The following is a 25,680-nucleotide window of genomic DNA, read 5'->3' on the forward strand; positions in this document are numbered from 1 at the left end:
CGAAGCACGGACCGGGCCGGGCCCGACACCGAAACGGGGAGATTCATCAGGATCGGTTGCGTGTCGCGTGCCGCGCGCCGGTTCGTACCCCCGCTTCACCCGGACGGGGCTTGCCCGCGCGACGGTAGGGTGGCAGGCCGGGCCGCCCCCGCGGCGGCTCCGCAGGACCCTGCCGGCCGGACGAGACAGAGGCGAGAAGTGAGCGCGCAGAGCCCCGTTCGCTGGACGGACCCGGAGCAGCAGGAGCTGGAGGAGCGGGTGGCCGCGGCCGAGCTCGCCTGGCTCAGCATGGACGTGGACGTGCAGACGCTGCGGGTCGAGATCGACAACTTCGCCCTGATCCACCACCAGCTGCTCGGTCCGCTCTACGCCCGGCTGGACGAGCTGGACGCACTCGTCGCCGAGGCCGTCGCGGCCCGCACCGGACGGCCCGAGGACGTCCGACTGGCCGCCGAGGCGCGGCAGCGGGTCGAGGAGCTGCCGGACCTGGACGCGCTGTTCGACTCGGTGCGGGAGAAGTCCGGCGAGGAGCAGGCCGAGGCCGCCCAGCCGCCCGCCGCGCCTCGCCGGGTGAAGCCGGGGAAGGAGGCCCAGCGGGTCTACCGCGACCTGGTCCGCCGCGCCCACCCCGACCTGAGCACCGAGCCGGCCGAGCAGGAGCGCCGGGTGGCGTTCCTGGTCCGGGTCAACGAGGCCTACGCGTACGGGGACGCCGCCGCGCTGGAGGGCCTGGCCGCCGAGTGGTCCACCGCGCCGGAGGCCGCCCCCGCCCTCGACTCCCCCGACCGGCTGGGCTGGCTGCGCCGCCGGCTGGACTGGCTGACCGCCAAGATCGCCGAGACCGCCACCGAGCAGGTCCGGCTGGAGCAGACCCCGATGGGCCAGCTGCTCGCCCTCGCCCCACAGGACCCGGACCGGCTACTGGAGCAGCTCGCCGAGGAGCTGCTCGCCAAGGCCGCCGCGCAGCAGGCCGAGCTGGAACGGCTGTTCGGTGCCCGTTCGGCGGTGCCGGTGGGCGAGAATGGCACGGACCCGACCTTCCCCCAGCCTCCGGCCGGGCGGTACCCCCATCAGGAGAGCCACACGATGTTCGCGCAGATCCCCACCACCGACGCCGCCTCCGTCCCGGCCGACGCCGCCCTGCTGGACGTGCGCGAGCAGGACGAGTGGGACGCCGGCCACGTGGACGGCGCGCTGCACATCCCGATCGGCGAGGTGATCGCCCGGATCGGCGAGCTGCCCGACTCGAAGCTGTACGTGCTCTGCCGGGTCGGCGGCCGCTCCGCTCAGGTCGTCCAGTACCTGGTCCAGCAGGGCCGGGACGCGGTGAACGTGGACGGCGGGATGTACGCCTGGGAGGGCGCGGGCCGTCCGATGGTCAGCAGCACCGGCCAGGCGGCCTTCGTCCTGTAGGTCCCGTTCGGGGGCAGGCCGCGTCGGACAGGCCTTGGGGCAGGATGGGTGCGCGACGCGCCGGTACGGGGCCGGCGGAGCGTCGGTCGGGCGGGGGAGGCCATGACGGGGACCACGGATCGGCCTGCCTCCCGGGGGCACCTCCCGGTCGAAGGCCCGGGGAGGGTCTGGTCGAAGCCCGCGCAGCTCGTCCTCGGCCTCGCCGGGGCGGTGCTGGTGGGCGGCACCGGGCTGTTCCTGAGCGCGGTGTTCCTGCACGTGGCGCCGCCCAACTCGCTGTCCCGGCAGTACCAGGACCAGGTCGACGGCGTGGTGTACCCGGAGTTCGAGCAGAACTGGAAGCTGTTCGCTCCCAACCCGCTGCAGCAGAACGTCAGCGTGGACGCCCGGGTGCGCACCGTCGCCGACGGCGGAACCACCCACACCCGTGACTGGACCGGGCTGACCGCGCAGGACCTCGCCGCGATCCGGGGCAACCCCGCGCCCAGCCACGCCGACCAGAACCTGCTGCGCCGCGCCTGGGACTTCTACGACGGCTCGCACGACCAGGACGAGAAGCAGACCAACCCGCGCGGCCGGCTCGCCGAGCAGTACCTCAAGCGGATCGCGCTGCAGCGGATCGGGCGGGAGGTGGACGGCGAGCGGGTCCTGGAGATCGAGTTCCGGGTGACCTCGACCACCGTGCCGCCGCCGTCCTGGAGCGGTGAGGCCGCGCCGCCCGCGCCCAAGGTGCGGGAGCTGCCGTGGTGGCCGGTCGGGGACGAGGACTACCGGGGGCTCGGGTGAACGAGGTGTCGGCGCAGGCTCCGCGGTCGGTGGAGGCCGCGGAGCCGCCGCTGTTGGACGGCGTCCCGCGGCAGGGCGGGCAGCCGCCCTTCCCGGTGGTGGTGCCGCGCGGGCCGGGGGCGGTGCTCGGGCGGGCGATGGAGGCCTTCACCGGGCGGGTGCTCGGACGGCACCAGGCCGCGGTGGTGCGGATCGGCTTCGGGCTGGTCTGGCTCGCCTACCTGCTGCGCGAGTGGCCCAACCGGCGGGTGCTGTACGGCGACCGCTCGCCCTGGTCGATGGAGCTCGCCCAGCGGCTGCTGGCCGACACCGGGGCGTTCACCGTGCTGCCCTGGTTCGGCGGGCGGCTCTGGTTCGAGCTGGTCTACCACCTGTCCGTGCTGGCCGCCCTGGCGGTGCTGCTGGGCTGGCGGACCCGGGCGGGCACGGTGCTGTTCCTGGTCACCGTGCTGTCGCTGCAGAACCGCAGCGTCCTGCTCGGCGACGGCGGGGACAACGTCGTCCACCTGATGGCGGTCTACCTGGTCTTCACCCGCTGCGCCGAGGTCTGGTCGCTGGACGCCCGGCGGGCCCGGGCCGGTCGGTCCGGGTGGTCCGAGTGGTCCGGGGTGGGGCTCTGGGCGCTGCTCGGCGCGGTACTGGTGGCCTGCCAGTTCGGCGACTTCTCCGGCGACAGCCTGACCTGGACCAGCCCGGCCTTCCCGTACCTGGGCTGGTCGCCGCTGTTCTGGGGGCTCTGGGCGGTGGCCGGGGTCTGGTGGGCGCTGGGACGGCTGCGGCCGGACGGCGAGCCGCGGGCGGTGCTCGACGCGCTGGCGAACATGGTGCACAACTGCGCGCTGCTGGTGATCGCCGCCGAGGTGGTGCTGATCTACGCGACGGCCGGCTGGTACAAGGTGCAGGGCTCGCGCTGGCAGGACGGCACCGCGCTGTACTACCCGCTGCACCTGGACTACTTCAGCCCCTGGCCGGGGCTGTCGGCGCTGGTCGGCTCGGCGCTGCTGCCGGTGTTCCTGATCTCGTACGGCACGGTGATCCTGCAGGTCGCCTTCCCGTTCACGCTGGTCAACCGGCGGGTCAAGAACGTGCTGCTGGCGGTGATGATGGTCGAGCACGTGGGGATCGCGGTGGTGCTCGGGCTGCCGGTGTTCTCACTCGCGATGGTCGCGGCGGACGCGGTGTTCCTGCCGACCGGCGCCCTGCTCCGGGTGGCGGGGCGGCTCGGGCGGATCGGACCGGGCAGGTCCCTCGGGTCCATCAGGGGTATCGGCTCCACCCGGCGCAAGCGCGGGGGGCCCGCCGCCTAGGATGTCGTTATGTCCTGGTTCGCCGCCCTTCGTGACACCGCGCGGACCGGACTCACCCTGGATCGGGCGCTCACCGACCCCAAGCGGGCCGCGCGCGGGGCGGTCGCCGTGGCGCTGGTGCTGTTCCCGACCCTGGCGCTCGGCGGGGTCCCGCTCGCCACCTCGGCCGCGATGGGGGCGTTCATCGCCGGCTCGGCCACCTTCCAGCGCAGCTTCCGGCCCCGGGCCAGCCTCGCCGTCGCGGCCGGGTTCGGACTCGGCGTCAGCACCTTCCTCGGCTACCTGGCCGCCGGGGTCACCGGACTGTTCCCGGTGCTGCTCGCGGTGTGGGCCTTCGGCGCCGGGCTCGCCTGGGCGATCGGGCCGACCGCCGGGGTGGTCGCGGCCAACACCCTCTCGGTGATGCTGATCGTCGTCCAGCTGCCGGTCAGCGCGTTCACCGCGCTCGGCCACGGACTGGTCGCCGCGCTCGGCGGGATCGTCCAGGCCGCCGTCATCACCCTGTGGCCGATCGGGAGTTGGACCGCCCAGCGGGGCGCCCTCGCCGACACCTACGCCGAACTCGCCGACTACGCGCGCCGGTTGCGGCAGGACCCGACCGTGCAGGTGGACCCGGCGCCAGATCGACCGGGCCCGGGCGGCGGTCGGACACCTCGGGCGGGCGGCGGTGCTGCTGGAAGCGCACCTGCCGGCCGCCGACGCGGGTCCCGTGCCGGGCGCGGCGGAGTACGCGGAGGAGCTGCGGCTGGCGACGGCGCTGGCGGCGGGGGCGCTGTTGACGGGGCGGCCGGTGGAGTTCGGGGCCGTGCGGGTGGCGCAGGCGCGGTTGGAGGAGCAGCTGGCGGAGGTGCCGGCGGGGGTGCAGCGGGATGTGGTGCGGTCGGGGACGCGGCTGCTGGGGGTGGCTCTGCGGGATCTGGAGCGGGCTCTGCGAAGGAGTTCGGAGGGGCGGTAGGCGGGGGGCCTGTCGGGTGGATGGGAGCATGAGCAGCATGGATGAGGAGCTGGTGCGGGCGTGGCGGACGGCCGAGCGGGAGCGGGGGGCGGTGCTGTTGGACGGGTTCCACGCGCTGAAGCACGCGCTGCGCTTCGGTGGTGACGTCCGCCGGGTGCTGACGGCCGATCGGGCGGCGTTGCTGGCGCTCGCCGCCGAGCTGGCCGAGGACGTCGTCCCGGCGTTGGACGGGCTCGCGGTGGAGTTGCCCGAGGCCCGGCTGCGGACGCTGGCGCCCCGGCTGCACCCGACCGGGGTGATCGCGCTGGCCGTCCGGCCGTCCGTCGAGGCCAACCGGGCGGTGCTGGCGCACCGGCCGCGCAGGGCGCCGGTGGTGCTGCTGGAGAACCCGCGCAACCTGGGCAACGTCGGGGCGGTGATCCGGCTGGCGGCCGGGTTCGGCGCCACCGGGGTGGTGACCACCGGTGATCTGGACCCATGGCACCCGACCGTGCTGCGCGGCAGTGCGGGCCTGCACTTCGCGACCGCCGTCGAGCGGCTGAGTCTGCCGGAGCTGCCCGCCGGGCCGCTGTACGTGCTGGATCCGGAGGGCGCGGACATCCGGGACCTGCCGTTCCCGGACGACGCGCTGCTCGCCTTCGGCACCGAGCGGCACGGCGTCTCGGCGGAGCTCAAGGCCCGCGCCGACCAGCTGGTCGCGGTACCGATGCAGCCGGGGGTGTCCAGCTTCAACCTGGCGACCAGCGTCGCGATGGGCCTGTTCCACTGGCAGTCCGGCAAGCGCTGAGGAGGGGCGTCAGGAGAACAGCCTGAGCCAGGTGTCCGGGCCCGGGCCGAAGTGCCGCGCGCCCGGGAAGACGGGGGGCAGTCGGCGGCGGGGGCGGGCAGCGGGGTGCCGGCGTCGATGTCGCGGCCCTTGCCGTTGACCAGGAAGTCCCAGGTGTCCTTGCCGGGGATGCCGTCGGCCTCGCCGCCGCGCCAGCCCCGGGCGAGCTGGAAGGCCTGGGTGGCCCTGCGGTCGGCCTCGCCCCAGCGCGGGCCGGGGCCCTCGGAGTGGAACCGGGCGCCGCCGCGCTGGCGGGACAGGAGTGGCCCTCCCGGGTCGCATCCGCGTGTCATCGGGACCAAAGTCCCAAAGCGGGCGGGGCGTGGCGCGGCGGATTGCGCCGGGCGGATGCGGACCGTTCGAGTCACTCGGATGGGGCTGAGCAGGTGGTGCCGGTACCGACCCGACGGCGGCTCAGCGCGGGTTGGCGGGCGAATACTCGGGATCGGTCCAGGTCAGCGGGGTGGCGTCGACGAGTTCCAGCACGCCGGTGACGGTCAGTTCGACCATCCGCTCGGCGCCCGGGGCGGACTCGCGGGCCTGCTCGGACCAGTCGGCGCGGGCCTCGCCGGTGACCAGCAGCGCCCCGCCGGTCTCCCAGTCGGGCAGCAGCAGACCGGCCCGAGGGTCCAGCTCCAGGTTTCCGAGCGTCATGAACATGCTGTTTCCCCGGTACTCCGGCCAGCGCACCCGGTCCTGCCCGACCGCCTCCAGGAAGCCGGGGAAGCCGCCGCGGTGCGAGGCGTCCACGCTGCCGTCCGGGCCGGCGGTGGCGATGAAGAAGGTGTCCGCGGTGGCCACGGCCAGCCGCTGCGCCACGGACAGCACCGGGCCGGCGGCGACCGCACGGGGCGCGCCCGCGCCCGGGCGGTCCAGCGGGGTGCGGCGCTGGATGTACTTCGGGCAGTTGGAGACCACCTCCTCGGCGTGGACCGTCAGCCCGCCCCGGCCGTCCGGCGCCGAGCGGCCGTTGAGCCGCATCCGGCGGCGGCCGGCCGGGTCCAGGGCGATGGTGCCGACCCGGGCCGGGCGGGCCAGCGCCTCGGCCAGCGGGTCGGCCCCGGCCGGGCTTGCGGCGACCGTCATCGTCCGCTCGTCCGCGGCCTGCAGGAAGCCGGCCGGGCCGGCCAGCTGGGTGGCCCAGATCCGGCCGTCGAGGTCGGCGGCGCCGACCACCAGCACCCGCCGCTCGGTGAGGAAGCGGGCGGCGACCGCCGGGACGGTGCTGCGGATCGACCGGCCGGCGTGGTCGGCCCGTTCGGTCAGGCCGGCCCGGGCCTGGGCGGCCCGCTCGCCGGCGTGGTACGGCGTGCTGACGATCGTCACGGCGTGCTCCCCTCGGCTCGGTGGTGGCGGTCCGCGCTCGGTGTCGGCTTAGAAGAAGCCGCAGGTCGGGGCGTCGGTGGTGGGTGCCTCGGCGTCCGTCCCGTCCACCCCGGTGCGGGTGTAGACCTCCAGCCGGATGCCGTCCGGGTCGGAGAAGAAGATGCCGCCGGAGGCCGAGCCCTCGCCGTGCGGGACGACGCCGTCGTAGGCGAACTCGGCGCCCAGTTCGCGCAGCAGCTGCTCGGTGGCGCGGACCTCGTCGAGGCTCTCCACCTCGAAGGAGAGGTGGTGCAGGCCGGGGGCCGCGGTGGAGAAGGCGCCGGTGCTCTGCTGCCAGAGGGTGACCACCAGGCGGCCGTCGCGGCCGAGCAGGGCGTAGCGGCGCTCGGGGTCGGTGCCCTCGTGGGCGAGCTGGAGGCCGAGGACGGCGCGGTAGAAGTCGATCGATCGGGTCAGGTCGGTGACGTTCAGGCCCACGTGGCCGGTCTGCAGGGTGCGGAGCAGGGTGGTGCTGGACATGCCTGGTCACTCCCGTGGCTGGGGCGGTCCGGCGAGGCTCCTGCCTAACCGGTACTCATGAGAGTAGAAGTTAGATGATGGAGCGTCAACCAGTTCTCTTGCGTGAAGGGGTTAGGTCTTTCGGGGCGGGAACGCGACAGCCCCGTCGGACCTGACGGTCCGACGGGGCTGTGGGGCTCGGGGCGGGAGAGCGGCTACGCCCACTCCCAACGGATGCCGATGTGGCCCGGCTGCTGGTCCGGGGCCAGCACGTGGGCGCTCGCCGAGGCGCCGATCCACAGCTGCTCGCGGCGGTGGTCGACGTCGGCGCCCGGCTCGCGGTCGTAGCGCTCGCAGTGCACCGGGACGGCCGCCGGGTCGAAGTGCACCTGGAGCACGTACTCGCGCACCTGGGTGGCGAAGCGACGGCTGTACTCCATGGTCGGGCCGCCCGGCGGGATCTCCACCTCGTACTCGAAGACCGTGCTGTCGCCGAGCCCGAGCGGGCGGTCCAGCATCAGCTCGGCGACGGTCAGCCCGACCTCGGGGCGGCGGCGGACCCGGCCCAGCCGGCCGTGCCGCACCGAGGTGATCTCCGGGCAGCCGGTGGCCTCCTCGTCGGCCTTGTGCACGACCAGGCAGCGGCCGACGCCGCCGACCGTGGCGCGCACCACCTGGCGCATCCGGAGCAGGTTGGCGCGCCGCTCGGCGTCCACGTAGTACGAGTCGTGGATGCTGAGCCGCTCCAGCTCGCCGGCCGGCGGGGCGTCCAGCTCGGCGAAGATCGCGGCGATCTCCTGCTCGCCCGGCCAGACGTCCTCCAGCCCGAGGTGGCTGATGCTGGCGGCGGCGGCCCAGCGGCCGCGCGGGCGCGGCGGGCCGAGCAGCGAGGAGAGCGAGCTGTGCGGCAGGCCGAGCAGCTCCTCCAACAGATGGACGGCGCGCAGCGAGCTGGCCCGCTCGGGCTGGCTGCGCCCGCGGCGCCAGTAACTCAGGGTCGTCACGCTGACCCTGACGCCGCGTCCGGCGAGTGCCGCGCGGATCCGGTCCAGGCTGAGGCCGCTGGCCTCGATGGCCAGGTGCAGGGCGTCCGCGAAGCCGCCGGCCGGGGCGGGGCGTCCGGCGGACGGCGCGGGGGCCGTGGCCGGGGCCGCGGGCGGGTCGGGACGCTCCGTACGCGATCCGACCAGCCGCAGCCGCGCGGCGTCCTGAGGCTGCTGTGCGGCCATGCGGTGACCCTCCCCACCAGGTGAGTTCGGTGGCACCGGGTCGGCGCCGGGGCGCGCCGCCAGCGGCTTCACCGAGCTTTGGGGAACCCTATGCACGGTCGAGAGGCTACGTCATCAGTCGCGCGTATGACAGTGGTCACGACAGGTCGACCAGATGGTTATCGATCTTGAAACAGTTCGGAAACACGACCGGAACCCGGGAGGGCGGAAGGCGCGAACCGGGACGGAAACGGACACCGCCGGGGCGGGCCCTCTCGGCGCCGCCCCGGCGGGGGTCTCGGTGGTGCTGTTCGGTGGAGCTACCGGCCGGTGATCACTTGACGTTCAGCGCGACGTCGTCGATCACGAAGCTGGTCTGGTTGGAGCCGTCCTCGGTGCCGGTGAACTTGAGGGTCACGGTCTGGCCGGCGAAGGAGGTCAGGTCCACCGTCTGCTGGACGTAGCCGGCGGCCGCGTTCACGTTGGACCAGGTCTTCAGCGTGGTGTTGTTGGCCTGGAGGGTCAGCGTGTCGTACGCGGTGCTGCCGGTCTCCGCGGTGTCGATGTGCAGCCAGAAGGTGAGGGTGGCGGAGGCGCAGCTGGTCGGGACCGTGACGGTCTGCGACAGGGTGTCGGTGTGGGTGCTGCCGTAGCCGTCCAGCCAGGTCTTCCAGCTGCCCGAGTGGGCCGGCTCCGAGGCGCTGTTGTCGATGACGCCCGAGGAGGTGGTCCACGGGGCGGCGGTGCCGGTCTCGAAGCCGCCGTTGCCGATCAGCTGGGCGGCGGTGCAGCCGCCGGTGGGCGGCGGGGTGGTGCCGCTGCTACCGCCGAGCAGGGCGGTGGTCAGGGCGTCGGCGACCGGGGAGCCCCAGCCGGTGACCTGGTCGTAGCCGGCCTTGGCGGAGAAGTCCTGGTTGGCGCCGGTGGTCACGTCGTGGAACGTGCTGCCGTAGTTGCTGCTGTTGGCGACCGAGTACAGGCGGGGGCTGGCCTCGCCGAGGACCGGCTGGCTGGCGGCCTTGGCCTTCTGGTTGAACTGGGCCGCGTAGCCGGACCACAGCGGCGCGGCCGCGCTGGTGCCGCCGTAGACCTGCCAGGCGCCGGCCGTGTAGATCGAGAAGCCGCTCTGCGGGTCGGCGTTGGAGGCGACGTCCGGCACGGTGCGCATGGTGCCGTTGACGCCGGTGCCGGTCTGCCAGCTCGGCTTGCTGAACACGGTGGAGACGCCGCCGCCGGCGGTGCTCCAGGCGCTCTCCGAGGAGTAGGTGTTGCTGCTGGTGACCTTGAGGTTGGTGCCGCCGACGCCGGTCTGGTGCGGGCTGGACGCCGGGAAGTCGACGGCCTTGACGGTCGAGCCGCTGGTGGAGCGGGTGCAGTCGCGCGAGCCGTCGTCGCCGGAGGCGGAGAAGATCGAGATGCCCTGGGCGGCGGCCTGCTTGAAGGCGTTGTCGACCGCGGTCATCGACGCGGCGGTGGTGTCCGGCTCGCAGGAGCCCCAGGAGATCGAGATGACCGAGGCCTTGTTGTCGGCCACGATCTTGTTGGCCATGTCGATCTCGCCCTGGTCGTTGTTCGGGGCCTCGTAGATCAGCTGGGTGGCCTTGGGGGCCGCGCCGCGGACGATCTCGCTGTCCAGCTCGACCTCGCCCTGGCCCTGGCCGGGCGCGGAGTCGTAGTTGGCGCCGTCCACCGAGACGGTGGAGACGGCCGGGCCGGTCAGGCCGAACTGCGAGTCGTAGGTGGTCAGGTCCGAGGACTTGTAGCCGTCGAACTCCCAGAGGGCGACCGTGGTGCCGGTGCCGTCGGCGCCGGTCTTGTTCAGGTTGTAGGCGCCGGTGTACTGGGCCGGGCTCATGCCGCTCGGGGTGGCGGTGGCGGCGCTCGGGGTGACCGCGTTGGGCTTGGCCAGGTGGGTCTTGCGCACCGCGTGGTTGTCCAGGCCGCTCACGCCCTGGACCACGGTGGCCAGGTCGGCGGGGATCGAGGCGGCGCCGTCGTTGGCGAAGAACGCGCGCTGCAGCTGCGGGTCGACGTAGGAGCTCTCGTGGGTGCCGAAGGCCTGCGAGATCTGCGCGGCGGTGCCGTGGGCGTTGACCACCTGGCGGTTGGCGCTGACGTCGCCGACGGTCAGGCCCTGGGCGGTCAGGTAGGCCTTGACCTTCTCGACGTCCTGCTGGGCCGGGCCGAACTGGGCCGAGAACTGCTCCGGCGTCAGGTACGCGCCGAACTGCGGCGAGCCGGGCGTGGTGACCGCGGTGAGGAAGCGGTCCAGGGCGTCGGCGTTGCGCAGCTTCAGGCTGACGGCAACCGAGATCTGCTGCTCGGCCGGGACGTCACCCTTCTTCTCCGAGTGGGCCACCGCGGGGTTCACGGTGTTCGGCAGGGCGACGCGTGGGGCGGGGGCGGCCTGCGCGGTGGAGACGCCGAGCGAGACGGCGGTCAGCGGCAGGACGGCTATCGCCGCGGCGAGGGCAAGGGTGCGGGGGCGCAACGGATCCTCCTCTGGCCGGCTGTGGGGGCCGGCAAGGGGCCAGGGCGTTCCGGGGTAGAACGCTGGCTAGAACATGACAGAACAAGTCCGTTGATTGGATCATGATCAAGTAATTGGTTGCTAAAAAACAGTCAACTGTGGAGCCCTGGAAGGAAGGTGGTTCCATACAGTGAATGGCCGGAATTCCGGCACCGGTCCATACCAATTCGTGGTACCGGGCGCGGACGTAGAATCGGGCGGAGCCGAGGGAGAGGGATGACTGACGTGACGGCAGACCCGAGGGACCCCCGACCGTTGACCGGCGAGCCGCTCGCGCTCGACCTGCTCAACACGCGCTGGGCCGGGACGCCCGTCAACGACCTGCTCACCGGCGTCGAGGAGTACGGGATCTGGCTCTCCAGCAACGGGCTGAGCGGGCGCTGCGCGGCCGACGAGGCCGGGCTGGCGGCGATCCGCGAGACCCGCGAGGCGATCCGGCTGGCCGCCCAGGAAGCCCGTGACCAGAGCGAGTTGAGCCTACGGGCGCGCGAAGGGCTGGATGCGGTGCTGGCGCACGGGAGGATCCGGCGGACGGCCGGACCGGGCGGGGCCGAGGACCGGGTGGAGGCCGACCGGCCGGAGTGGCTGGCGCCCTGGCTGGCGGCGGACGACTTCCTGACGCTGCTCGGGCAGGGCGCGCACCGGGTGAAGCAGTGCGCACACGAGGCGTGCATTCTGCATTTCTTCGACGCCTCGCAGAACGGCCGCCGGCGGTGGTGCCGGATGGCGGTCTGCGGGAACCGGGCGAAGGCGGCGCGGCACTATGTGAAGGCGCGGGGTTAAGGGACGACCGAACGAATGGTCGGCGGATGCGGTGAGGTGCCGCACCCGCCGACCGCGTGTCAGACCGCGCCCAGCCAGGTGGTGAGGGCGTCCCTCAGCTCGCCCTGGCCGGGGTCGACGGCGGCCCAGGCGACGTAGCCGTCCGGGCGGATCAGCAGGACGGTGTCGGCCAGCTTGCCGTGCGGGTCGGCGGGGGCGGCGCAGACCATGCGGTCCGCCCAGGGCTCGGCGGCGGCCAGCTCGTCATTGCTGACCAGCACGAACTGCCCGGCGCGCAGCGCCTCGTAGAGCCGCTCGGGACCGGCCGGGGCGCCCTCCTCGGGCTTGCTCAGCGCGGTCAGCCGCAGGTCCGGGACGCGCTTGCCGACCTGCGGGTGGGCGCCCTTGGGGGCCGGGTAGGAGACCTCGATGCCGGAGACCAGCCGGGCGCCGCGCTCGCTCAGCGGGTCGAGGTGGCTGCCGAGCGCGGTGAGCGCCCCGCGCAGGGCGCGGGTGGGGGCGGACTCGGCGAGGGCGATCCGGATCAGCGCGCCGGAGGAGCGCAGCACCGTCTTGCCGACCGGGTGCCGCTCGGTCTGGTAGGTGTCCAGCAGCGCGTCGGTGGTCCGTCCCTGGAGGGCGGCGGTGAGCTTCCAGGAGAGGTTGGCGGCGTCCTGGAGGCCGGTGTTCATGCCCTGGCCGCCGGCCGGGGAGTGGCAGTGGGCGGCGTCGCCGGCCAGGAAGACCCGGCCGGAGCGGTAGTTGGGGGCCTGGCGCTCGTCGCTGTGGAAGGTGGAGCTCCACCGCACGTCGTGCAGGCCGTAGTCCTCGCCCTGGGTGGCCAGGACGATCGCGGTGAGCTGCTCGGGGGTGGGGGTGGCGCCGTCGGCGTAATGCGCGTTGCGGTCCCAGGCGATGACCCGGTACCAGCCGTCGCCGAACGGGACGACGAAGGAGAAGCCGCTCTTGTTGGCGCCGACGGCGATCGCGTCGGCGGGCTCGCGCTCCAGCCGGACGTCGGCCAGCAGCACGGATTCGACCACGGCCTCGCCGGGGAACGGGATGCCGAGCAGGTCGCGGACCGCGGAGCGGACGCCGTCGGTGCCGACCGCGTACCGGGCGCGGTGGGTCTGCCCGTCGCGGGTCTCCAGGGTGACGCCCTCGGCGTCCTGACGCAGGCCGGTGACCTCGGCGCCGCGCACGATCGTGGCGCCCGCCTTCTCGGCGCGGTCCTGGAGCAGCCGTTCGACGTTGTACTGCGGGGTGATCAGGACGAACGGGAAGCGGGTGGGCAGCGCGCTGAGGTCGATCACGGCGCGGTTGAACATCCGCAGCGAGCCGAGCGGGCGGCCGGTGGCGATGAGTTCGTCGGCCAGTCCCCGGGCGTCCAGCAGCTCCAGGCTGCGGGCGTGCACGGCGAAGGCGCGGGTCAGGTTGGACTCGGCGGTGCGCTTCTCCAGGACGGTGACGCCGACTCCGGCGGCGGCGAGGTCGCCGGCCAGCAGCAGTCCGGTCGGTCCGGCACCGACGATGACGACGTCGGTCTCGGTCGTCGGCTTCACGGCCATGTATCAGCTCCCGTTGTTCAGAGGGCGGTTGGACGCCGTTCCCGGCGTTCTCCCAGCCTCCATCATCCCGGGCCCGACGATCGCTGTGAACCGCCGGTCCCCCGGTGGCCGATGACCACCGGGGGACCGGGTACCGCCCGTGCGCCGGCTCAGCTGTGCCGGCGGATCTCCACCGTGCGGAACCGGTTGGCGACGAAGGCGCCGTCGCAGTAGGCCGAGTTGGCGGCCGGGTTGGCGCCGGTGCCGTGCAGGTCGGAGAAGGCGGCGGTCTGGTTGGGGTAGACGCCGCCGGTGAGGTTGAGCGAGAGCGAGACGCCGGCGTCCAGCGCGGCCTCGACCAGCAGGGCCTCCACCTCGGGCGAGGTGGTGTAGCCGGAGGCGGTCATCGCGCCCTTCTCCCGGACGGTGGTGCGCAGCAGCTCCACGGCGGCGGGGGTGGACTCGACGGCGACGGCGAAGGAGACCGGGCCGAAGCACTCGCTGCGGAACACCGAGCGGTCGTCCGGCTTGTCGGCGTTGAGCTTGATCAGCGCGGGCGTGCGGACGGTCGCGCCGGGGAAGTCGGGCGAGGTCACCGCGCGTGGGGCGAGGGCGAGTTCGCCGTACTCGCCGCCGGCCGCGGCGGCCGAGCGCTGCAGCACGCCCGGGTTGACCACGGCGCCGAGGACGGCGGCGGCGCGGGCGTCGTCGGAGAGCAGGCCCTCGATGGCGGCGGCGAGGTCGGAGACCACCTGGTCGAAGGACTTGTCGCCCTGGTCGGTGCCGATGCCGCCGCGCGGGATCAGCAGGTTCTGCGGGGTGGTGCACATCTGGCCGCTGTAGAGCGAGAGCGCGAAGGCCAGGTTGCCGAGCATGCCCTTGTAGTCGTCGGTGGAGTCGATCACCACCGCGTTGACGCCGGCCTTCTCGGTGTAGACCTGCGCCTGCTTGGCGTGCTCCTCCAGCCAGTCGCCGAAGGTGGTCGAGCCGGTGTAGTCGATCATCTTGATCTCGGGCCGCACGGCGAGGGTCTGGGCGACGGTGCCGCCCTCGTGCTCGGCGGCGAGGCAGACCAGGTTGGGGTCGAAGCCGGCCTCGGCGAGCACCTCGCGGGCGATCGCCACGGTCAGCGCGAGCGGCAGCACGGCCCGCGGGTGCGGCTTGACCAGCACCGGGTTGCCGGTGGCCAGCGAGGCGAACAGGCCCGGGTAGCCGTTCCAGGTGGGGAAGGTGTTGCAGCCGATGAGCAGCGCGAGGCCGCGCGGCACGACGGTGAACTCCTTGGTCATCACCAGTGGCTCGCGCTTGCCCTGCGGCTTGGTCCAGCCGGCCTGCCTGGGCAGCCGGGTCTGCTCGGCGTAGGCGTAGGTGACGGCCTCCAGGCCGCGGTCCTGGGCGTGCGGGCCGCCGGCCTGGAAGGCCATGCCGTAGGCCTGGCCGGTGGTGTGCATGACGGCCTGGGCGAACTCGTGCGAGCGGGCGTTGATCCGGTGCAGGATCTCCAGGCAGACGGCGGCGCGCTCCAGCGGGGCGGCGGCGGCCCAGCCGGGCTGGGCGGCGCGCATCGCGGCGATCAGCGCGTCCGGGTCGGCGTGCGGGTAGGTGATGCCCAGCTCGACGCCGTAGGGGGAGGCCTCGCCGCCGACCTGGTCGCCGTCGGTGGGGTGGCCGTCGATGGCGAAGGGCCTGCCGAGCAGGGCGTCGAAGGCGGCCTTGCCGTCCGCCGGGCCGGTCTCGCCGTAGGCCTTGGGGAACTCGGGGTACGGGGACCAGTAGTCGCGCTTCGCGGCGGCGGCGAGCGCGGCGTCCAGGGTGGCCTGGTGGCGCTCGACCAGCTCGCTGACGAGGGGGTGGGTGACCGCTGCGGACATCTGTGCGCTCCTCAGAGGGGAGGACGGGACACCTCACAGAGTAACCGAACGATCGGTCGGCTCAAGAGGGTGCAGGGGTCGGATCCCGACAGAAAAGCAGGGGGCGCGTCCTCGGCGGACGCGCCCCCTGCTGCTTCGTACGCGTCGTGGTTACGGCACGCCGAGCTCGAAGAGCACGTACCCGGCGTACCAGCCGGAGGCGGCCGCGCCGGTGCCCAGCACGGCGGCCAGCACCGGCCAGCTGAGCTTGCGCATCCCCACCGCGAGCGCGATGAACAGCGGGAACGCCGGCAGCAGATAGCGCGAGACGTTGCCGAAGATGCCCAGGCTGCCGAGCACCGAGACGATCGTGGCCAGCGTGTAGGCGGTCAGCACCAGCGGCGGGCGCAGCCGGATCAGCAGCACGATCAGCACCGGCAGGCTGAACACGATCAGGGTGGCCAGCAGGTCCGGCACCGGGAAGGCGAAGGGGTAGTCGTTACGGCCCAGCAGCACGCCGCGGATCGAGTGCCAGGTGCCCTGGCCCCAGTCGAAGTAGTGCAGCCAGGCGTCGTGCTGCAGCCGGAAGTAGCCGCCCCACTCGCCGGTCCGCCAGCCCACCCAGGCCACGTAGCCGAGCAGGCCGACCGGGGCCAGCAGCATCGCCGCCAGCGGGCGCAGCACGCGGCTCTCCCGCCGGTACAGCTCGACCAGCGCGGCCAGGCCGACCGCGCCGATCAGCGCCGCCGCGGTCGGCCGGTTGAGCCCGGCGATCAGGGTGATCACTCCGGCCGTGACCCACTGCTTGGTCATCACGAAGTAGCAGGCCCAGGCGGCCAGCGCGACGAACAGGGAGTCCGAGTAGACCGCCCACTCGGCGCCCGAGCCCGGGGCGATCGCCCAGATCCCGGCGGCGATCACGCCCGCCCGGGGGCCGGACATCTTCTCCACCACGGCGTAGATCCCGGCGGCGGCGAACAGCGAGGCCAGGACCGAGACCAACATCCCGGCGCCGTACAGGCCGAGCCCGGTGACGTCCGAGGTCAGCCGCATCAGGCCCGGGTAGAGCGGGAAGAAGGCGGCCGAGTTCTGCTCGATGGAGAAGCCGGGCTGCCCGCCCGGGACCGGGATCAGTGCCGGGTGGTAGCCGAACTGCGCGACCTGCTGGTACCACCAGCCGTCCCAGCTGGCCAGCACGTCCCAGGTGTTGGCGCCACCGCCGAACCGGGCCGGCTTCTTGGCGTAGTCCCCGGCGAAGGAGAGCAGCTTCATGAACACGGTGAAGCCGATCAGCTTGAGCACCGCATAGCACCACACGGCCGGGCCGAAGCGGACCACCAGCGCGCGGGCGCGCTCCTGCCAGGTGTCCGGGACGCCCTCCGGCTCCTCGCTGCGCTGCTCGGGCACGTCGGAGGAGACTGCCGGTATTGCGTTCATCAGCGGTGGACCCCAGCCTGCTGGACGTGGACGATCGTCCGCCGAAGTCTAGGCGGTCGGTACCCGGCCGGGCATGGACCGAGCGGTCCGGCACGGACCGACCGACCCGATCGCGTGGGGTCCGGGACGGCCGGGGATACTCGGAGGATGGCCGATCACACCACGCGCACCGCCTACACCGTCGAGTCACTGCTCGCGGTGACCGTCGACGTGTTCAACGAGCGCGGTTACGACGGCACCTCGATGGAGGACCTGTCCCGGGCGGCCGGGATCTCCAAGTCCTCCATCTACCACCACGTCCGCGGCAAGGAGGAGCTGCTGCGGCTGGCCGTGGGGCGGGCGCTGGACGGGCTGTTCGCGATCCTGGCCGAGCCGGCCGCGGTGCAGGGGCCTGCGGTGGAGCGGCTGGAGCACGTGGTGCGGCGCACCGCCGAGGTGCTGCTGGAGGAGCTGCCGTACGTGACGCTGCTGCTGCGCGTGCGCGGCAACACGGCCACCGAGCTGTGGGCGCTGGAGCGCCGACGGGACTTTGACCACCAGGTCGCCGAGCTGCTGCGGGCGGCGGTCGCGGACGGCGCGCTGCGCGCGGACGTGGAGCCGCGGCTGGCCACCCGGCTGCTGTTCGGGATGATCAACTCGATCGTGGAGTGGTACCGGCCGGGGTTGAAGGCGGCCGACGGCGTCGCGGACGCGGTGGTGCACCTGGCCTTCGACGGGCTGCGGGCGCGCACCTGACGGCTCGCGCGCGCTGAGCCGAAGGGGCGCGCCGGTGCCGAAAGGGAGGAGCGACCAGCGAGGAACGAGCGCCGGAGCGACGACCGTCGGCACCGGGTCAGAGCGCCCCGGAGGCGAAGGGCGCCTTAATCAGGGGGCGCCTAATCCGGAGGCACCTGGTCGGTCTCCTCGAACACCAGCATGGTTCGCGTACCAAGCACCTGTGGGATGGACTGGATCCGGTTGAGCACCAGCTCCCGCAGGGCGTGGTTGTCGGCGGTGTGCACCAGCAGCAGCACGTCGAAGTCCCCGCCGACCAGGGCGATGTGGGCGACCCCGGGCAGCCCCAGCAGCTGCTCGCGCACGGTGCGCCAGGAGTTCTGGACGATCTTCAGGGTGATGTACGCGGACGCGCCCTGACCGGCCCGTTCGTGGTCCACCCTGGCAGTGAAGCCGCGAATGATGCCGTCCTCGACCATCCTGGAGATCCGGGCGTACGCATTGGCCCGGGACACGTGGACCCGCTCGGCCACCGAGCGGATCGAGGCGCGACCGTCCTGCTGCAGCAGCCGCAGGATCGACCGGTCGACCCGGTCGAGTCTGGACATCTGTTCAGCCGACATGACCCCCCACCCTCACCGATTGGACGCACTGCCACCAGTCGACCCCCGCACAGGCCGAATGTCCACCACCTTGTCACGGTTCTGGTCAAGATGAACAGACGACCGAACAATCGGTAGGGAGCCCCCGCCACCCCAGGAGGTGCCCCGAGATGACCGTTCTCGACCACAGACACCACACCGCGGTGCCCGGCTGGCTGCCCGGGGCCACCGCCCCGCGCACCGATCCGGCCCCGCTCCTCCCGGACGTCTCCCCCGTCCGGGTGCTCGGCACCCCCGCGCTGGAGAAGTACGACCCGGCGCTGCTGCGCGAGCTCTACCGCCGGCTGGTGGTCGGCCGCCGCTACAACCAGCAGGCCACCACCCTCACCAAGCAGGGCCGCCTCGCCGTCTACCCCGCCTCCACCGGCCAGGAGGCCTGCCAGGTCGCCGCCGCGCTGGTGCTCGGCGAGCGCGACTGGCTCTTCCCCAGCTACCGCGACACCCTCGCCGTGGTCTCCCGGGGCGTCGACCCGCTGGAGGCGCTGACCCTGCTGCGCGGCAACGCCCACACCGGCTACGACCCGCGCGCCAGCCGCACCGCCCCGCTCTGCACCCCGCTCGGCACCCAGGCGCCGCACGCCGTCGGACTGGCGCACGCCGCCCGGCTGCGCGGCGAGCCGGTGGTCGCGCTGGCGATGCTCGGCGACGGCGGCACCAGCGAGGGCGACTTCCACGAGGCGCTGAACTTCGCGGCCGTGCTCCGGGCCCCGGTGGTCTTCCTGGTGCAGAACAACGGCTACGCCATCTCCGTCCCGCTCAGCGCCCAGTCCGCCGCGCCCAGCCTGGCCCACAAGGCCGTCGGCTACGGCATGCCCGGCCGGCTGGTCGACGGCAACGACGCTCCCGCGCTGCACTCCGTGCTCGGCGAGGCGGTCGAGCGGGCCCGCAGCGGCGAGGGCCCGACCCTGATCGAGGCGCTGACCTACCGGATCGAGGCCCACACCAACGCCGACGACGCCACCCGCTACCGCACCGAGCCCGAGGTGGCCGCCTGGCGGGAGCACGACCCGATCCTGCTGATGGAGCGCGCACTGCGCGAACTCGACGTGCTGGACGACCGGTTGGTGCAGGAGGCGGCGGACGAGGCGGAGGCGCTGGCGGCCCGGATGCGGGCCGAGTTCCACGCCGACCCGGAGCTCGACCCGATGACGCTGTTCGCCCACGTCTACGCCGAGCCCACCCCGCAACTGCGGGAGCAGGCCGCCCAGTTGTCCGCCGAGCTGGCCGCTGAGGCCGAGGTGCAGCACTGATGTCCACCGCCTCCCACCCGTCTCCCACCCCCACCCTTGGCCGAGCCGCTGCGCGGCACCCCTCTGGTGCCCGTACCGCCAGCATGGCGCAGGCGCTCAACTCCGCACTGCGGGACGCCATGCACGAGGACCCGACGGTGCACGTGCTCGGCGAGGACGTCGGCCAGCTCGGCGGCGTCTTCCGGATCACCGACGGGCTCACCGCCGAGTTCGGCCCCGAGCGCTGCCTGGACACCCCGCTGGCCGAGGCCGGCATCCTCGGCACCGCGATCGGCATGGCGATGTACGGACTGCGCCCGGTGGTCGAGATGCAGTTCGACGCCTTCGCCTACCCGGCGCTGGAACAGCTGTTCTCGCACGTCGCCAAGATGCGCAACCGCACGGCGGGCAGGCTCCCGCTGCCGATCACCGTGCGCATCCCCTACGGCGGCGGCATCGGCGGCGTCGAGCACCACAGCGACGCCTCCGAGGCCTACTACACCAGCACCCCGGGCCTGCACGTGGTCACCCCGGGGACGGTGGCGGACGCGTACGGGCTGCTGCGCGCCTCGATCGCCTCCGACGACCCGGTGGTGTTCCTGGAGCCCAAGCGGCTCTACTGGGGCAAGGCCGAGTTCGACCCGGCCGCGCCGGTCGAGCCGATCGGCCGGGCCGCGCTGCGGCGCACCGGCACCTCCGCCGTACTGATCACCTACGGCCCCTCGCTGCCGGTCTGCCTGGAGGCGGCCGAGGCGGCGAAGGCCGAGGGCTGGGACCTCGCGGTGCTGGACCTGCGCACCCTGGTGCCCTTCGACGACGAGACGGTCACCCGCGTGGTGCGCTCGATCGGCCGGGCCGTGGTGGTGCACGAGGCGAGCGGCTTCGGCGGCACCGGCGCGGAGATCGCCGCGCGGGTCACCGAGCGCTGCTTCCACCACCTGGCCGCGCCCGTGGTGCGGGTCACCGGCTTCGACATCCCGTACCCGCCGCCGATGCTGGAGCACCACCACCTCCCCGGGGTGGACCGGATCCTGGACGCGGTCGCCCGGCTGCAGTGGGAGGACTGAGGATGATGCCCGTCGTGCGGGAGTTCAGGCTGCCCGACCTCGGTGAGGGACTCACCGGGGCGGAGGTGGTCCGCTGGATGGTCGAGGTCGGCGAGGTGATCGCGGTCGACCAGCCGGTGGTGGAGGTCGAGACGGCCAAGGCCGTGGTGGAGGTGCCCTGCCCGTACGGCGGGGTGGTCACCGCGCGGTACGGCGAGCTCGGCGAGGAGATCGCCGTGGGCGCGCCGCTGGTGACGGTCGCGGTCGCGGCGGCGCCGACGGAGGGGGCTGTTCCCGAGGCGCCGGCCGCCGCGCTCGCCGCTGAGGTCGAGCGGCCGTTGGTGGGGTACGGGGTCGTCGAGAGCAAGGGCGGGCGGCGGCGTCGGGTCGGGGCTCCGGCACCGGTCGCCGCTGTGCCGGTTGCTGCTGTGCCGGTTGCTGCTGTGCCGGTTGCTGCTGTGCCGGTTGCGGTCGCAGCTGCTCCGGCTCCTGCCGCTCCGGTCGCTCCGGTCGTGGTGCCGGTGATCTCGCCGCTGGTGCGGCGGCTGGCCCGGGAGCAGGGGGTCGATCTGGCCGCGCTCGCCGGAAGCGGGCCGGACGGGCTGATCATGCGGGCGGACGTCGAACGGGCGGTCGCGGCCAAGGTGGCGGCTCCGACGCCCGCCGCGCCCGCCGTCGCTCCGGCGGCTCAGGAGGGTGTCGTCCCGCTGCGCGGACTGCGCAAGGCGGTGGCCGAGAAGCTCAGCCGCAGCCACCGGGAGATCCCCGCCGCGACCTGCTGGGTGGATGTCGACGCCACCGAACTGATGGCGCTGCGGCGGCAGTTGAACGCGACGCCGGGTCCGAAGGTGAGCGTGCTGGCGTTGCTGGCCCGGATCTGCACGGTCGCGCTGGCGCGCTTCCCCGAGCTCAACTCCAGTGTGACCGAGGACGGTTCGGGCATCGTCCGGCATTCGGCGGTGCACCTGGGCTTCGCCGCGCAGGGCGAACGCGGCCTGGTCGTCCCGGTGGTGCGGGGCGCGCACGCCCGCAGCACCGAGCAACTCGGCGAGGAGCTGGGCCGGTTGACCGAGGCGGCCCGCAAGGGTTCACTCACCCCGGCCGAACTGACCGGCGGCACCTTCACGTTGAACAACTACGGGGTGTTCGGCGTGGACGGCTCCACCCCGATCCTCAACCACCCCGAGGCGGCGATGCTCGGGGTCGGCCGGATCGTGGCCAAACCCTGGGTGTACGGCGGTGAGTTGGCGGTGCGCGAGGTGACGCAGCTGTCGTTCACCTTCGACCACCGGGTCTGCGACGGCGGGACGGCCGGTGGGTTCCTGCGCTTCGTCGCGGACTGCGTCGAGCAGCCGGGGATGCTGCTGCGGCAGCTGTGAGCGGGCAGCTGTGAGCGGGCGGCTGTGAGCAGACGGCTGTGAGCAGACGGATCTGATCAGGTCGGCGGGCCTGGTCAGGGAGGGGTCGCCCTGGGTGTGCTGCTCGGCACTCAGGGCGACCGCCGATCGAGCGAGAGTAGCGCGTCCCCGGGCCGGGTGTCCGGGCTTCGCGTGATTCGTCGGATGAGCAGTTCGGGCGTGCCACGCTGCCTAGGCGTCAGCAGAGACAAGCCAGGTGGTGGCGCAGGCCGGCCGGAGGCGAAACGATTCTCTTGGGTACTCGAAACGTAGCGGTGAAGTCCCGCAGAACACTCCTGATCCGCACCAGGCACGGCTCGGCAGGGGCCGCCTCCGTCCCGGGCCTGCCGGAGCTGCCGCCCGGACCGGCGGTGGCGGAGAGCCCGATCGAGGCGCAGTCCGTCCGGCCGCCGATGCCGTTGGACCCACCGGACCTCCCTCCGCTGGTCGCGGCGGACGCGCCGACGGCCGTCCTGCCGCCGTTGACGGGCCTCGCGGAGCCGGCCGCGCCCGTGCTGAGCCCGGCGCCCGTCCGCCCGGTGATCCCGGACCCGCCCGCCCAGCCGCCGATCGTTCCCGCGCCGAGCTACCCCGAGCCACCCTCGACCACCGGCACCTCCCCCGCCTTCCAGCCCCTGTTCGCCGATGCTCCCAGTCTCAACTGGGCTGGACCCGGCGACAGTTGGAGCGAGGCATGGGTCGCGCAGCCACCCGCCCGGCACCTCCCGGCCGAACTCCCCTCCGGGCAGATCGGCGCGGCACAGATCGGCGCCGCACGGATCGGCGCCACGCAGAGCAGCCCCGCCGCCGAGCTCCCCCTGACCGCACGGGACATCGAGCTGATCCGGGCCAGCCTCGCGGTGGTCGAGCCGGTCGCCGACCGGGCCACCGCGCACTTCTACGCGCTGCTCTTCCTGCACCACCCCGAGGTCCGCTCGCTCTTCCCGGCCGCCATGGACGTCCAGCGCGACCGGCTGTTCCGTGCCCTGTTGTCCGCCGCCCGCGGCGCCGAGGACCCGGCGGCGCTGCGCGCCGGGCTGAGCGCGCTCGGCCGCGGCCATCGCCGCTACGGCACCTTGACCGGCCACTACGCGCCGGTGGGGGAGTGTCTGGTGCAGGCGCTGGCCAAGTACGCGGGCGGCCGCTGGGACGCCGACACCGAGCTGGCCTGGCGCCGGGCCTACCGGCTGATCTCGACCATCATGATCGAGGCCGCCGAGGAGGCCGCCCGCACCTCGCCGCCCTGGTGGCAGGGTGAGGTGGTCCGGCACGAGCGCCGCACCCGGGACGTCGCGGTGGTCACCGTCCGCCCGGACCAGGCGTACCCGTTCCGGGCCGGCCAGTACTGCAGCCTGGAGACGCCTTGGTGGCCGAGGGTCTGGCGGCACTACTCCTTCGCCGCCGCGCCCCGCCCGGACGGGCTGCTGACCTTCCACGTCAAGGCCGTCCAGGCGGGCTGGGTGAGCAACGCGCTGGTGCACCGGGCCGCGCCCGGGGACGTGCTGCGGCTGGGCCCGGCGGCCGGCGCGATGACCGTCGACCACAGCGCCGGTGTCGATCTGCTCTGCCTCGGCGGCGGCACCGGCATCGCGCCGATCCGCGCCCTGGTCGAGGAGGCGGCCGAGTACGGCGTGCCCGGCCGCAGCGTCGAGGTGTTCTACGGGGCCCGCCGCGCCGCCGAGTTGTACGAGCTGGACGGGCTGCGCGAGCTGGCCGCCCGCAACCCCTGGCTGACCGTGCGCCCGGTGCTGTCCGGCACCGGGCCGGCCGAGGACGCGCTGACCGGTGAACTTCCCGAGGTGGTGGGTCGGTTCGGCTCCTGGGCGGGCCGCGACGCGGTCCTCAGCGGGCCGCCCGCGATGGTCCGCCGCGGCGTCGAGGCGCTGCTGCGGGCGGGCGTGCCGGCCGGGCGGATCCGGCACGACCTGGTGGGCGACCTGGCTTCCCGGTGATCACCCCAGGTCGGGTGCGAGGAGCGCGCGGATGCCCTCGATGTTGGCCGCCAGGTACGCCCGCAGCTTGGGCGGGACGACGTTCACCGAGGTCACGCCCTCGCGGGTGAACGGCAGCCGGACCACCTCGTACTCGCCGTTCGGGTCCGACACCTCGGGCCCGTGCCGGCGGCTGAGGTCCATCGAGGCCAGCCGGCAGACGAAGAAGTGCTGCACCTTGACCCCGTGCGGGTGCAGCAGGGTGCCGTCGTCGTGGTGGGTGTGGCTGATGGTGTCGACGAAGGCGGGCACCACGTCCACGACCTTGCCGCCGAGTTCCTCGTCCACCTCGCGGTGCAGCGCGTCGACCACCGTCCGGTCGCCGCGCTCGACCCCGCCGCCGGGGGTGATCCAGTACGGGTGCGGCGCCCCGGGCCGGACCCGCCGGATCAGCACGATCGAGGCCGGGCCGTGCGGATCGGCCGGGTCCAGCTCCAGCAGGATGGCCCGGGCCGTGCGCTTGACGACCGGGCGCGGTGGCGGGGTTCGGTTGTCGGGGCCCATGGTGACCTCCGGGGCTGGAGCGTTGTGCGGGAGTCTCCCGCACCGGGCGGGGATCGAAACGCCGACCGGCCGGGTGCATCCGTTCGGGGTTCCGAACGACGAAGGGGCCCGGACCGGGTGGAGCCACCCGGGCACGGGCCCCTTCCGCATCCGCGCACGGACCGCTTCGGTCCGTGCACGGCGGCGGTCAGTCGTCGTCCAGGGCCAGGTGCAGGCCCCAGGCGACCAGGCTGATGATCAGCGAACCGACCAGTGCGGAGCCGAAGTTGACCACGTGGAAGTCCAGCGACAGCTTGGTGGACGCCCAGGAGGTCAGCAGCAGCATCAGGGCGTTGATCACGAAGGTGATCAGGCCGAGCGTGAGGATGAACAGCGGGAGCGAGAACAGCTTCACCACCGGCTTGATCAACCAGTTGATGAGGCCGAAGACCACGGCGACGGCGAGCACCGTCAGGGCCTTGTGCTGCCAGTCGGCCTTGCCCTCACCGAGCTGGATGCCGCTGACTATCCAGGCGGCGACCCAGATGGCCGCCGCGTTGATCAGTGTCTTGATGACGAAACCCTTCATGCCGCCCAAGCCTGGCAGGCGCCCAGCCCGGGGGGAAGCTCCCGTCGGACGAGTTGGTGTTGAATGCACCTGGTCCACGCGGTGTACGGACGAGGGAGGACGGCAGCGGTGAAGCTGTTCCGGCTGGACGAACTGGACGCCGAGCGGGCGGCCAACGACGGTGCGTACCTGCGCTTCCTGCGCGAACCGCGGATGTCCGCCGGGCTGTACGCGCTCTCCCCCGGCGACACCGATCCGCAGACCGCGCACGAGCAGGACGAGATCTACCAGGTGATCAGCGGCCGCGCCGAGCTGACCGTCGGCGCCGAGACCGCGACCGTCGCGCGCGGCACCGTGGTGTACGTCCCGGCCGGCACCCCGCACAGGTTCCACCACATCACCGAGGAGCTGCGGGTGCTGGTCGTGTTCTCCCCGCCGGAGGACTGAGCGCTTAGGGTCGCAGCATGAGCACCAGGACCCTGACCGAGGAACTCTGGGCGTCGATCGAGCCGGTCTACGCCGAGATCCTCGCCCATCCCTTCATCGGCGGCCTCACCGACGGCACCCTGCCGCGCGAGGCCTTCCGCCACTTCGTCGTCCAGGACTCGCACTACCTGCGCGACTACGCCCGCGCGCTCGCCGTCTGCGCCGCCAAGGCACCCGGCGAGCAGGACGTACGGGCCTTCGCCGACGACGCGGTCGGTGCGCTGGCCGCCGAGCAGGGCATGCACGCCGAGTTCCTCACGGCCTTCGGCGGCACCGCCGAGGAGGCCGCCGCCGAGCCGGTGCTGCCCACCACCCGGGCCTACACCAGTTACCTGCTGGCCACCGTCTACGGCGGGTCCTTCGCCGAGGCGCTCGGCGCGGTGCTGCCCTGCTACTGGATCTACGCCCGGGTCGGCGAGGCGCTGCTCGCCCAGGGCTCCCCCGACCCGCTGTACGCCAAGTGGATCGCCACCTACGGCGACGAGGCCTTCCAGTCCGTGGTGCGCCGGGTGCTGGCGCTCACCGACCGGCTCGGCGGGGAGCTGTCCGCGGCCGAACGCCGCAAGGTGGTCGAGCACTTCAGGACCACCGCGCGCTACGAGTGGATGTTCTGGGACGCCGCCTGGCGCGGGGAGCGCTGGCCGGTCTGACGTCCGCGC

General features: G+C 73.3%; 23 protein-coding genes and 1 pseudogene. 13 read left to right on the plus strand and 11 right to left on the minus strand.

Annotated features, from left to right (window positions below; genetic code table 11):
• Positions 1-198: 198 nt before the first annotated feature.
• The 5 genes from ACFQ87_RS03605 to ACFQ87_RS03625 all read left to right on the plus strand — a co-directional run bounded on the left by ACFQ87_RS03605 (position 199) and on the right by ACFQ87_RS03625 (position 5,248).
• On the plus strand, positions 199-1,413 hold the full coding sequence (locus ACFQ87_RS03605) for a rhodanese-like domain-containing protein (RefSeq protein WP_380608902.1): 1,215 nt from the start codon (positions 199-201) through the stop codon (positions 1,411-1,413).
• A gap of 102 nt (positions 1,414-1,515) precedes the next feature.
• Entirely contained in the window at positions 1,516-2,199 is a 684-nt protein-coding gene (locus tag ACFQ87_RS03610; RefSeq protein WP_380608903.1) for a DUF5819 family protein, read from the plus strand.
• Positions 2,196-3,506, plus strand: coding sequence for an HTTM domain-containing protein (locus ACFQ87_RS03615; RefSeq protein WP_380608904.1), 1,311 nt, complete (start codon positions 2,196-2,198; stop codon positions 3,504-3,506). The genes ACFQ87_RS03610 and ACFQ87_RS03615 overlap by 4 nt, the downstream gene beginning before the upstream one ends.
• Positions 3,507-3,515: 9 nt before the next feature.
• On the plus strand, positions 3,516-4,493 hold the full coding sequence (locus ACFQ87_RS03620) for a hypothetical protein (protein WP_380608905.1): 978 nt from the start codon (positions 3,516-3,518) through the stop codon (positions 4,491-4,493).
• Positions 4,490-5,248: a TrmH family RNA methyltransferase gene (locus ACFQ87_RS03625; protein WP_380608906.1), complete on the plus strand. Its 759-nt coding sequence runs from the start codon at positions 4,490-4,492 to the stop codon at positions 5,246-5,248. The genes ACFQ87_RS03620 and ACFQ87_RS03625 overlap by 4 nt, the downstream gene beginning before the upstream one ends.
• A gap of 197 nt (positions 5,249-5,445) precedes the next feature.
• On the opposite strand, the pseudogene ACFQ87_RS03630 reads toward ACFQ87_RS03625, so the two are convergent.
• From ACFQ87_RS03630 to ACFQ87_RS03650, 5 genes and pseudogenes are all read right to left on the minus strand, one after another.
• Positions 5,446-5,580, minus strand: a pseudogene (locus ACFQ87_RS03630) (hypothetical protein); the annotation flags it as partial.
• 121 nt (positions 5,581-5,701) lie between these two features.
• On the minus strand, positions 5,702-6,613 hold the full coding sequence (locus ACFQ87_RS03635; protein WP_380608907.1) for a pyridoxamine 5'-phosphate oxidase family protein: 912 nt from the start codon (positions 6,611-6,613) through the stop codon (positions 5,702-5,704).
• A 48-nt stretch (positions 6,614-6,661) separates the two neighbouring features.
• Entirely contained in the window at positions 6,662-7,132 is a 471-nt protein-coding gene (locus ACFQ87_RS03640) for a VOC family protein (protein WP_380608908.1), read from the minus strand.
• Between the two features lie 194 nt (positions 7,133-7,326).
• Positions 7,327-8,340, minus strand: a complete 1,014-nt coding sequence (locus ACFQ87_RS03645) for an XRE family transcriptional regulator (RefSeq protein WP_380608909.1) — start codon at positions 8,338-8,340, stop codon at positions 7,327-7,329.
• A gap of 313 nt (positions 8,341-8,653) precedes the next feature.
• On the minus strand, positions 8,654-10,810 hold the full coding sequence (locus ACFQ87_RS03650; protein ID WP_380608910.1) for a protease pro-enzyme activation domain-containing protein: 2,157 nt from the start codon (positions 10,808-10,810) through the stop codon (positions 8,654-8,656).
• 255 nt (positions 10,811-11,065) lie between these two features.
• On the opposite strand from ACFQ87_RS03650, the gene ACFQ87_RS03655 reads away from it, so the two are divergent.
• Positions 11,066-11,632 (plus strand): CGNR zinc finger domain-containing protein, encoded by a 567-nt coding sequence (locus ACFQ87_RS03655; protein WP_380608911.1) that lies wholly within the window; start codon positions 11,066-11,068, stop codon positions 11,630-11,632.
• A 59-nt stretch (positions 11,633-11,691) separates the two neighbouring features.
• On the opposite strand, the gene ACFQ87_RS03660 is transcribed toward ACFQ87_RS03655, so the two are convergent.
• The 3 genes from ACFQ87_RS03660 to ACFQ87_RS03670 all read right to left on the minus strand — a co-directional run bounded on the left by ACFQ87_RS03660 (position 11,692) and on the right by ACFQ87_RS03670 (position 16,445).
• Complete coding sequence (locus tag ACFQ87_RS03660; RefSeq protein ID WP_380608912.1) at positions 11,692-13,179, minus strand: FAD-dependent monooxygenase; 1,488 nt, start codon at positions 13,177-13,179, stop codon at positions 11,692-11,694.
• 149 nt (positions 13,180-13,328) lie between these two features.
• Entirely contained in the window at positions 13,329-15,029 is a 1,701-nt protein-coding gene (gene paaN, locus ACFQ87_RS03665) for a phenylacetic acid degradation protein PaaN (RefSeq protein ID WP_380608913.1), read from the minus strand.
• 150 nt (positions 15,030-15,179) lie between these two features.
• Positions 15,180-16,445, minus strand: a complete 1,266-nt coding sequence (locus ACFQ87_RS03670) for a hypothetical protein (RefSeq protein ID WP_380608914.1) — start codon at positions 16,443-16,445, stop codon at positions 15,180-15,182.
• 147 nt (positions 16,446-16,592) lie between these two features.
• On the opposite strand from ACFQ87_RS03670, the gene ACFQ87_RS03675 reads away from it, so the two are divergent.
• Positions 16,593-17,180: a TetR/AcrR family transcriptional regulator gene (locus ACFQ87_RS03675; protein ID WP_380608915.1), complete on the plus strand. Its 588-nt coding sequence runs from the start codon at positions 16,593-16,595 to the stop codon at positions 17,178-17,180.
• A 140-nt stretch (positions 17,181-17,320) separates the two neighbouring features.
• On the opposite strand, the gene ACFQ87_RS03680 is transcribed toward ACFQ87_RS03675, so the two are convergent.
• Complete coding sequence (locus tag ACFQ87_RS03680; protein ID WP_380608916.1) at positions 17,321-17,782, minus strand: Lrp/AsnC family transcriptional regulator; 462 nt, start codon at positions 17,780-17,782, stop codon at positions 17,321-17,323.
• A 149-nt stretch (positions 17,783-17,931) separates the two neighbouring features.
• Here ACFQ87_RS03680 and pdhA point away from each other — a divergent pair, with 149 nt between their 5' ends.
• The 4 genes from pdhA (at position 17,932) to ACFQ87_RS03700 (ending at position 23,445) form a co-directional block, all read left to right on the plus strand.
• Positions 17,932-19,071 carry a pyruvate dehydrogenase (acetyl-transferring) E1 component subunit alpha gene (gene pdhA / locus ACFQ87_RS03685; protein WP_380608917.1) on the plus strand — a complete coding sequence of 380 codons (1,140 nt, stop codon included), beginning with the start codon at positions 17,932-17,934 and terminating at the stop codon, positions 19,069-19,071.
• A gap of 83 nt (positions 19,072-19,154) precedes the next feature.
• Complete coding sequence (locus tag ACFQ87_RS03690; protein ID WP_380609123.1) at positions 19,155-20,117, plus strand: alpha-ketoacid dehydrogenase subunit beta; 963 nt, start codon at positions 19,155-19,157, stop codon at positions 20,115-20,117.
• 5 nt (positions 20,118-20,122) lie between these two features.
• Positions 20,123-21,475, plus strand: a complete 1,353-nt coding sequence (locus ACFQ87_RS03695) for a dihydrolipoamide acetyltransferase family protein (RefSeq protein ID WP_380609124.1) — start codon at positions 20,123-20,125, stop codon at positions 21,473-21,475.
• A gap of 293 nt (positions 21,476-21,768) precedes the next feature.
• Positions 21,769-23,445 carry a globin domain-containing protein gene (locus ACFQ87_RS03700; RefSeq protein WP_380608918.1) on the plus strand — a complete coding sequence of 559 codons (1,677 nt, stop codon included), beginning with the start codon at positions 21,769-21,771 and terminating at the stop codon, positions 23,443-23,445.
• Here ACFQ87_RS03700 and ACFQ87_RS03705 read toward each other — a convergent pair whose 3' ends face one another.
• Positions 23,446-23,988 carry an NUDIX domain-containing protein gene (locus tag ACFQ87_RS03705; RefSeq protein WP_380608919.1) on the minus strand — a complete coding sequence of 181 codons (543 nt, stop codon included), beginning with the start codon at positions 23,986-23,988 and terminating at the stop codon, positions 23,446-23,448.
• Positions 23,989-24,175: 187 nt separating this feature from the next.
• On the minus strand, positions 24,176-24,556 hold the full coding sequence (locus ACFQ87_RS03710; RefSeq protein WP_380608920.1) for a phage holin family protein: 381 nt from the start codon (positions 24,554-24,556) through the stop codon (positions 24,176-24,178).
• A gap of 108 nt (positions 24,557-24,664) precedes the next feature.
• Here ACFQ87_RS03710 and ACFQ87_RS03715 point away from each other — a divergent pair, with 108 nt between their 5' ends.
• Together ACFQ87_RS03715 and tenA are read left to right on the plus strand one after the other, a co-directional pair.
• Positions 24,665-24,982 carry a cupin domain-containing protein gene (locus tag ACFQ87_RS03715; protein ID WP_380608921.1) on the plus strand — a complete coding sequence of 106 codons (318 nt, stop codon included), beginning with the start codon at positions 24,665-24,667 and terminating at the stop codon, positions 24,980-24,982.
• Positions 24,983-24,999: 17 nt separating this feature from the next.
• A complete protein-coding gene (gene tenA, locus ACFQ87_RS03720; RefSeq protein ID WP_380608922.1) occupies positions 25,000-25,671 on the plus strand; it encodes a thiaminase II in 672 nt (223 codons plus the stop codon).
• Positions 25,672-25,680: the final 9 nt, after the last annotated feature.

The sequence above is a fragment of the Kitasatospora sp. NPDC056531 genome (assembly GCF_042794375.1).
GTDB lineage: Bacteria > Actinomycetota > Actinomycetes > Streptomycetales > Streptomycetaceae > Kitasatospora.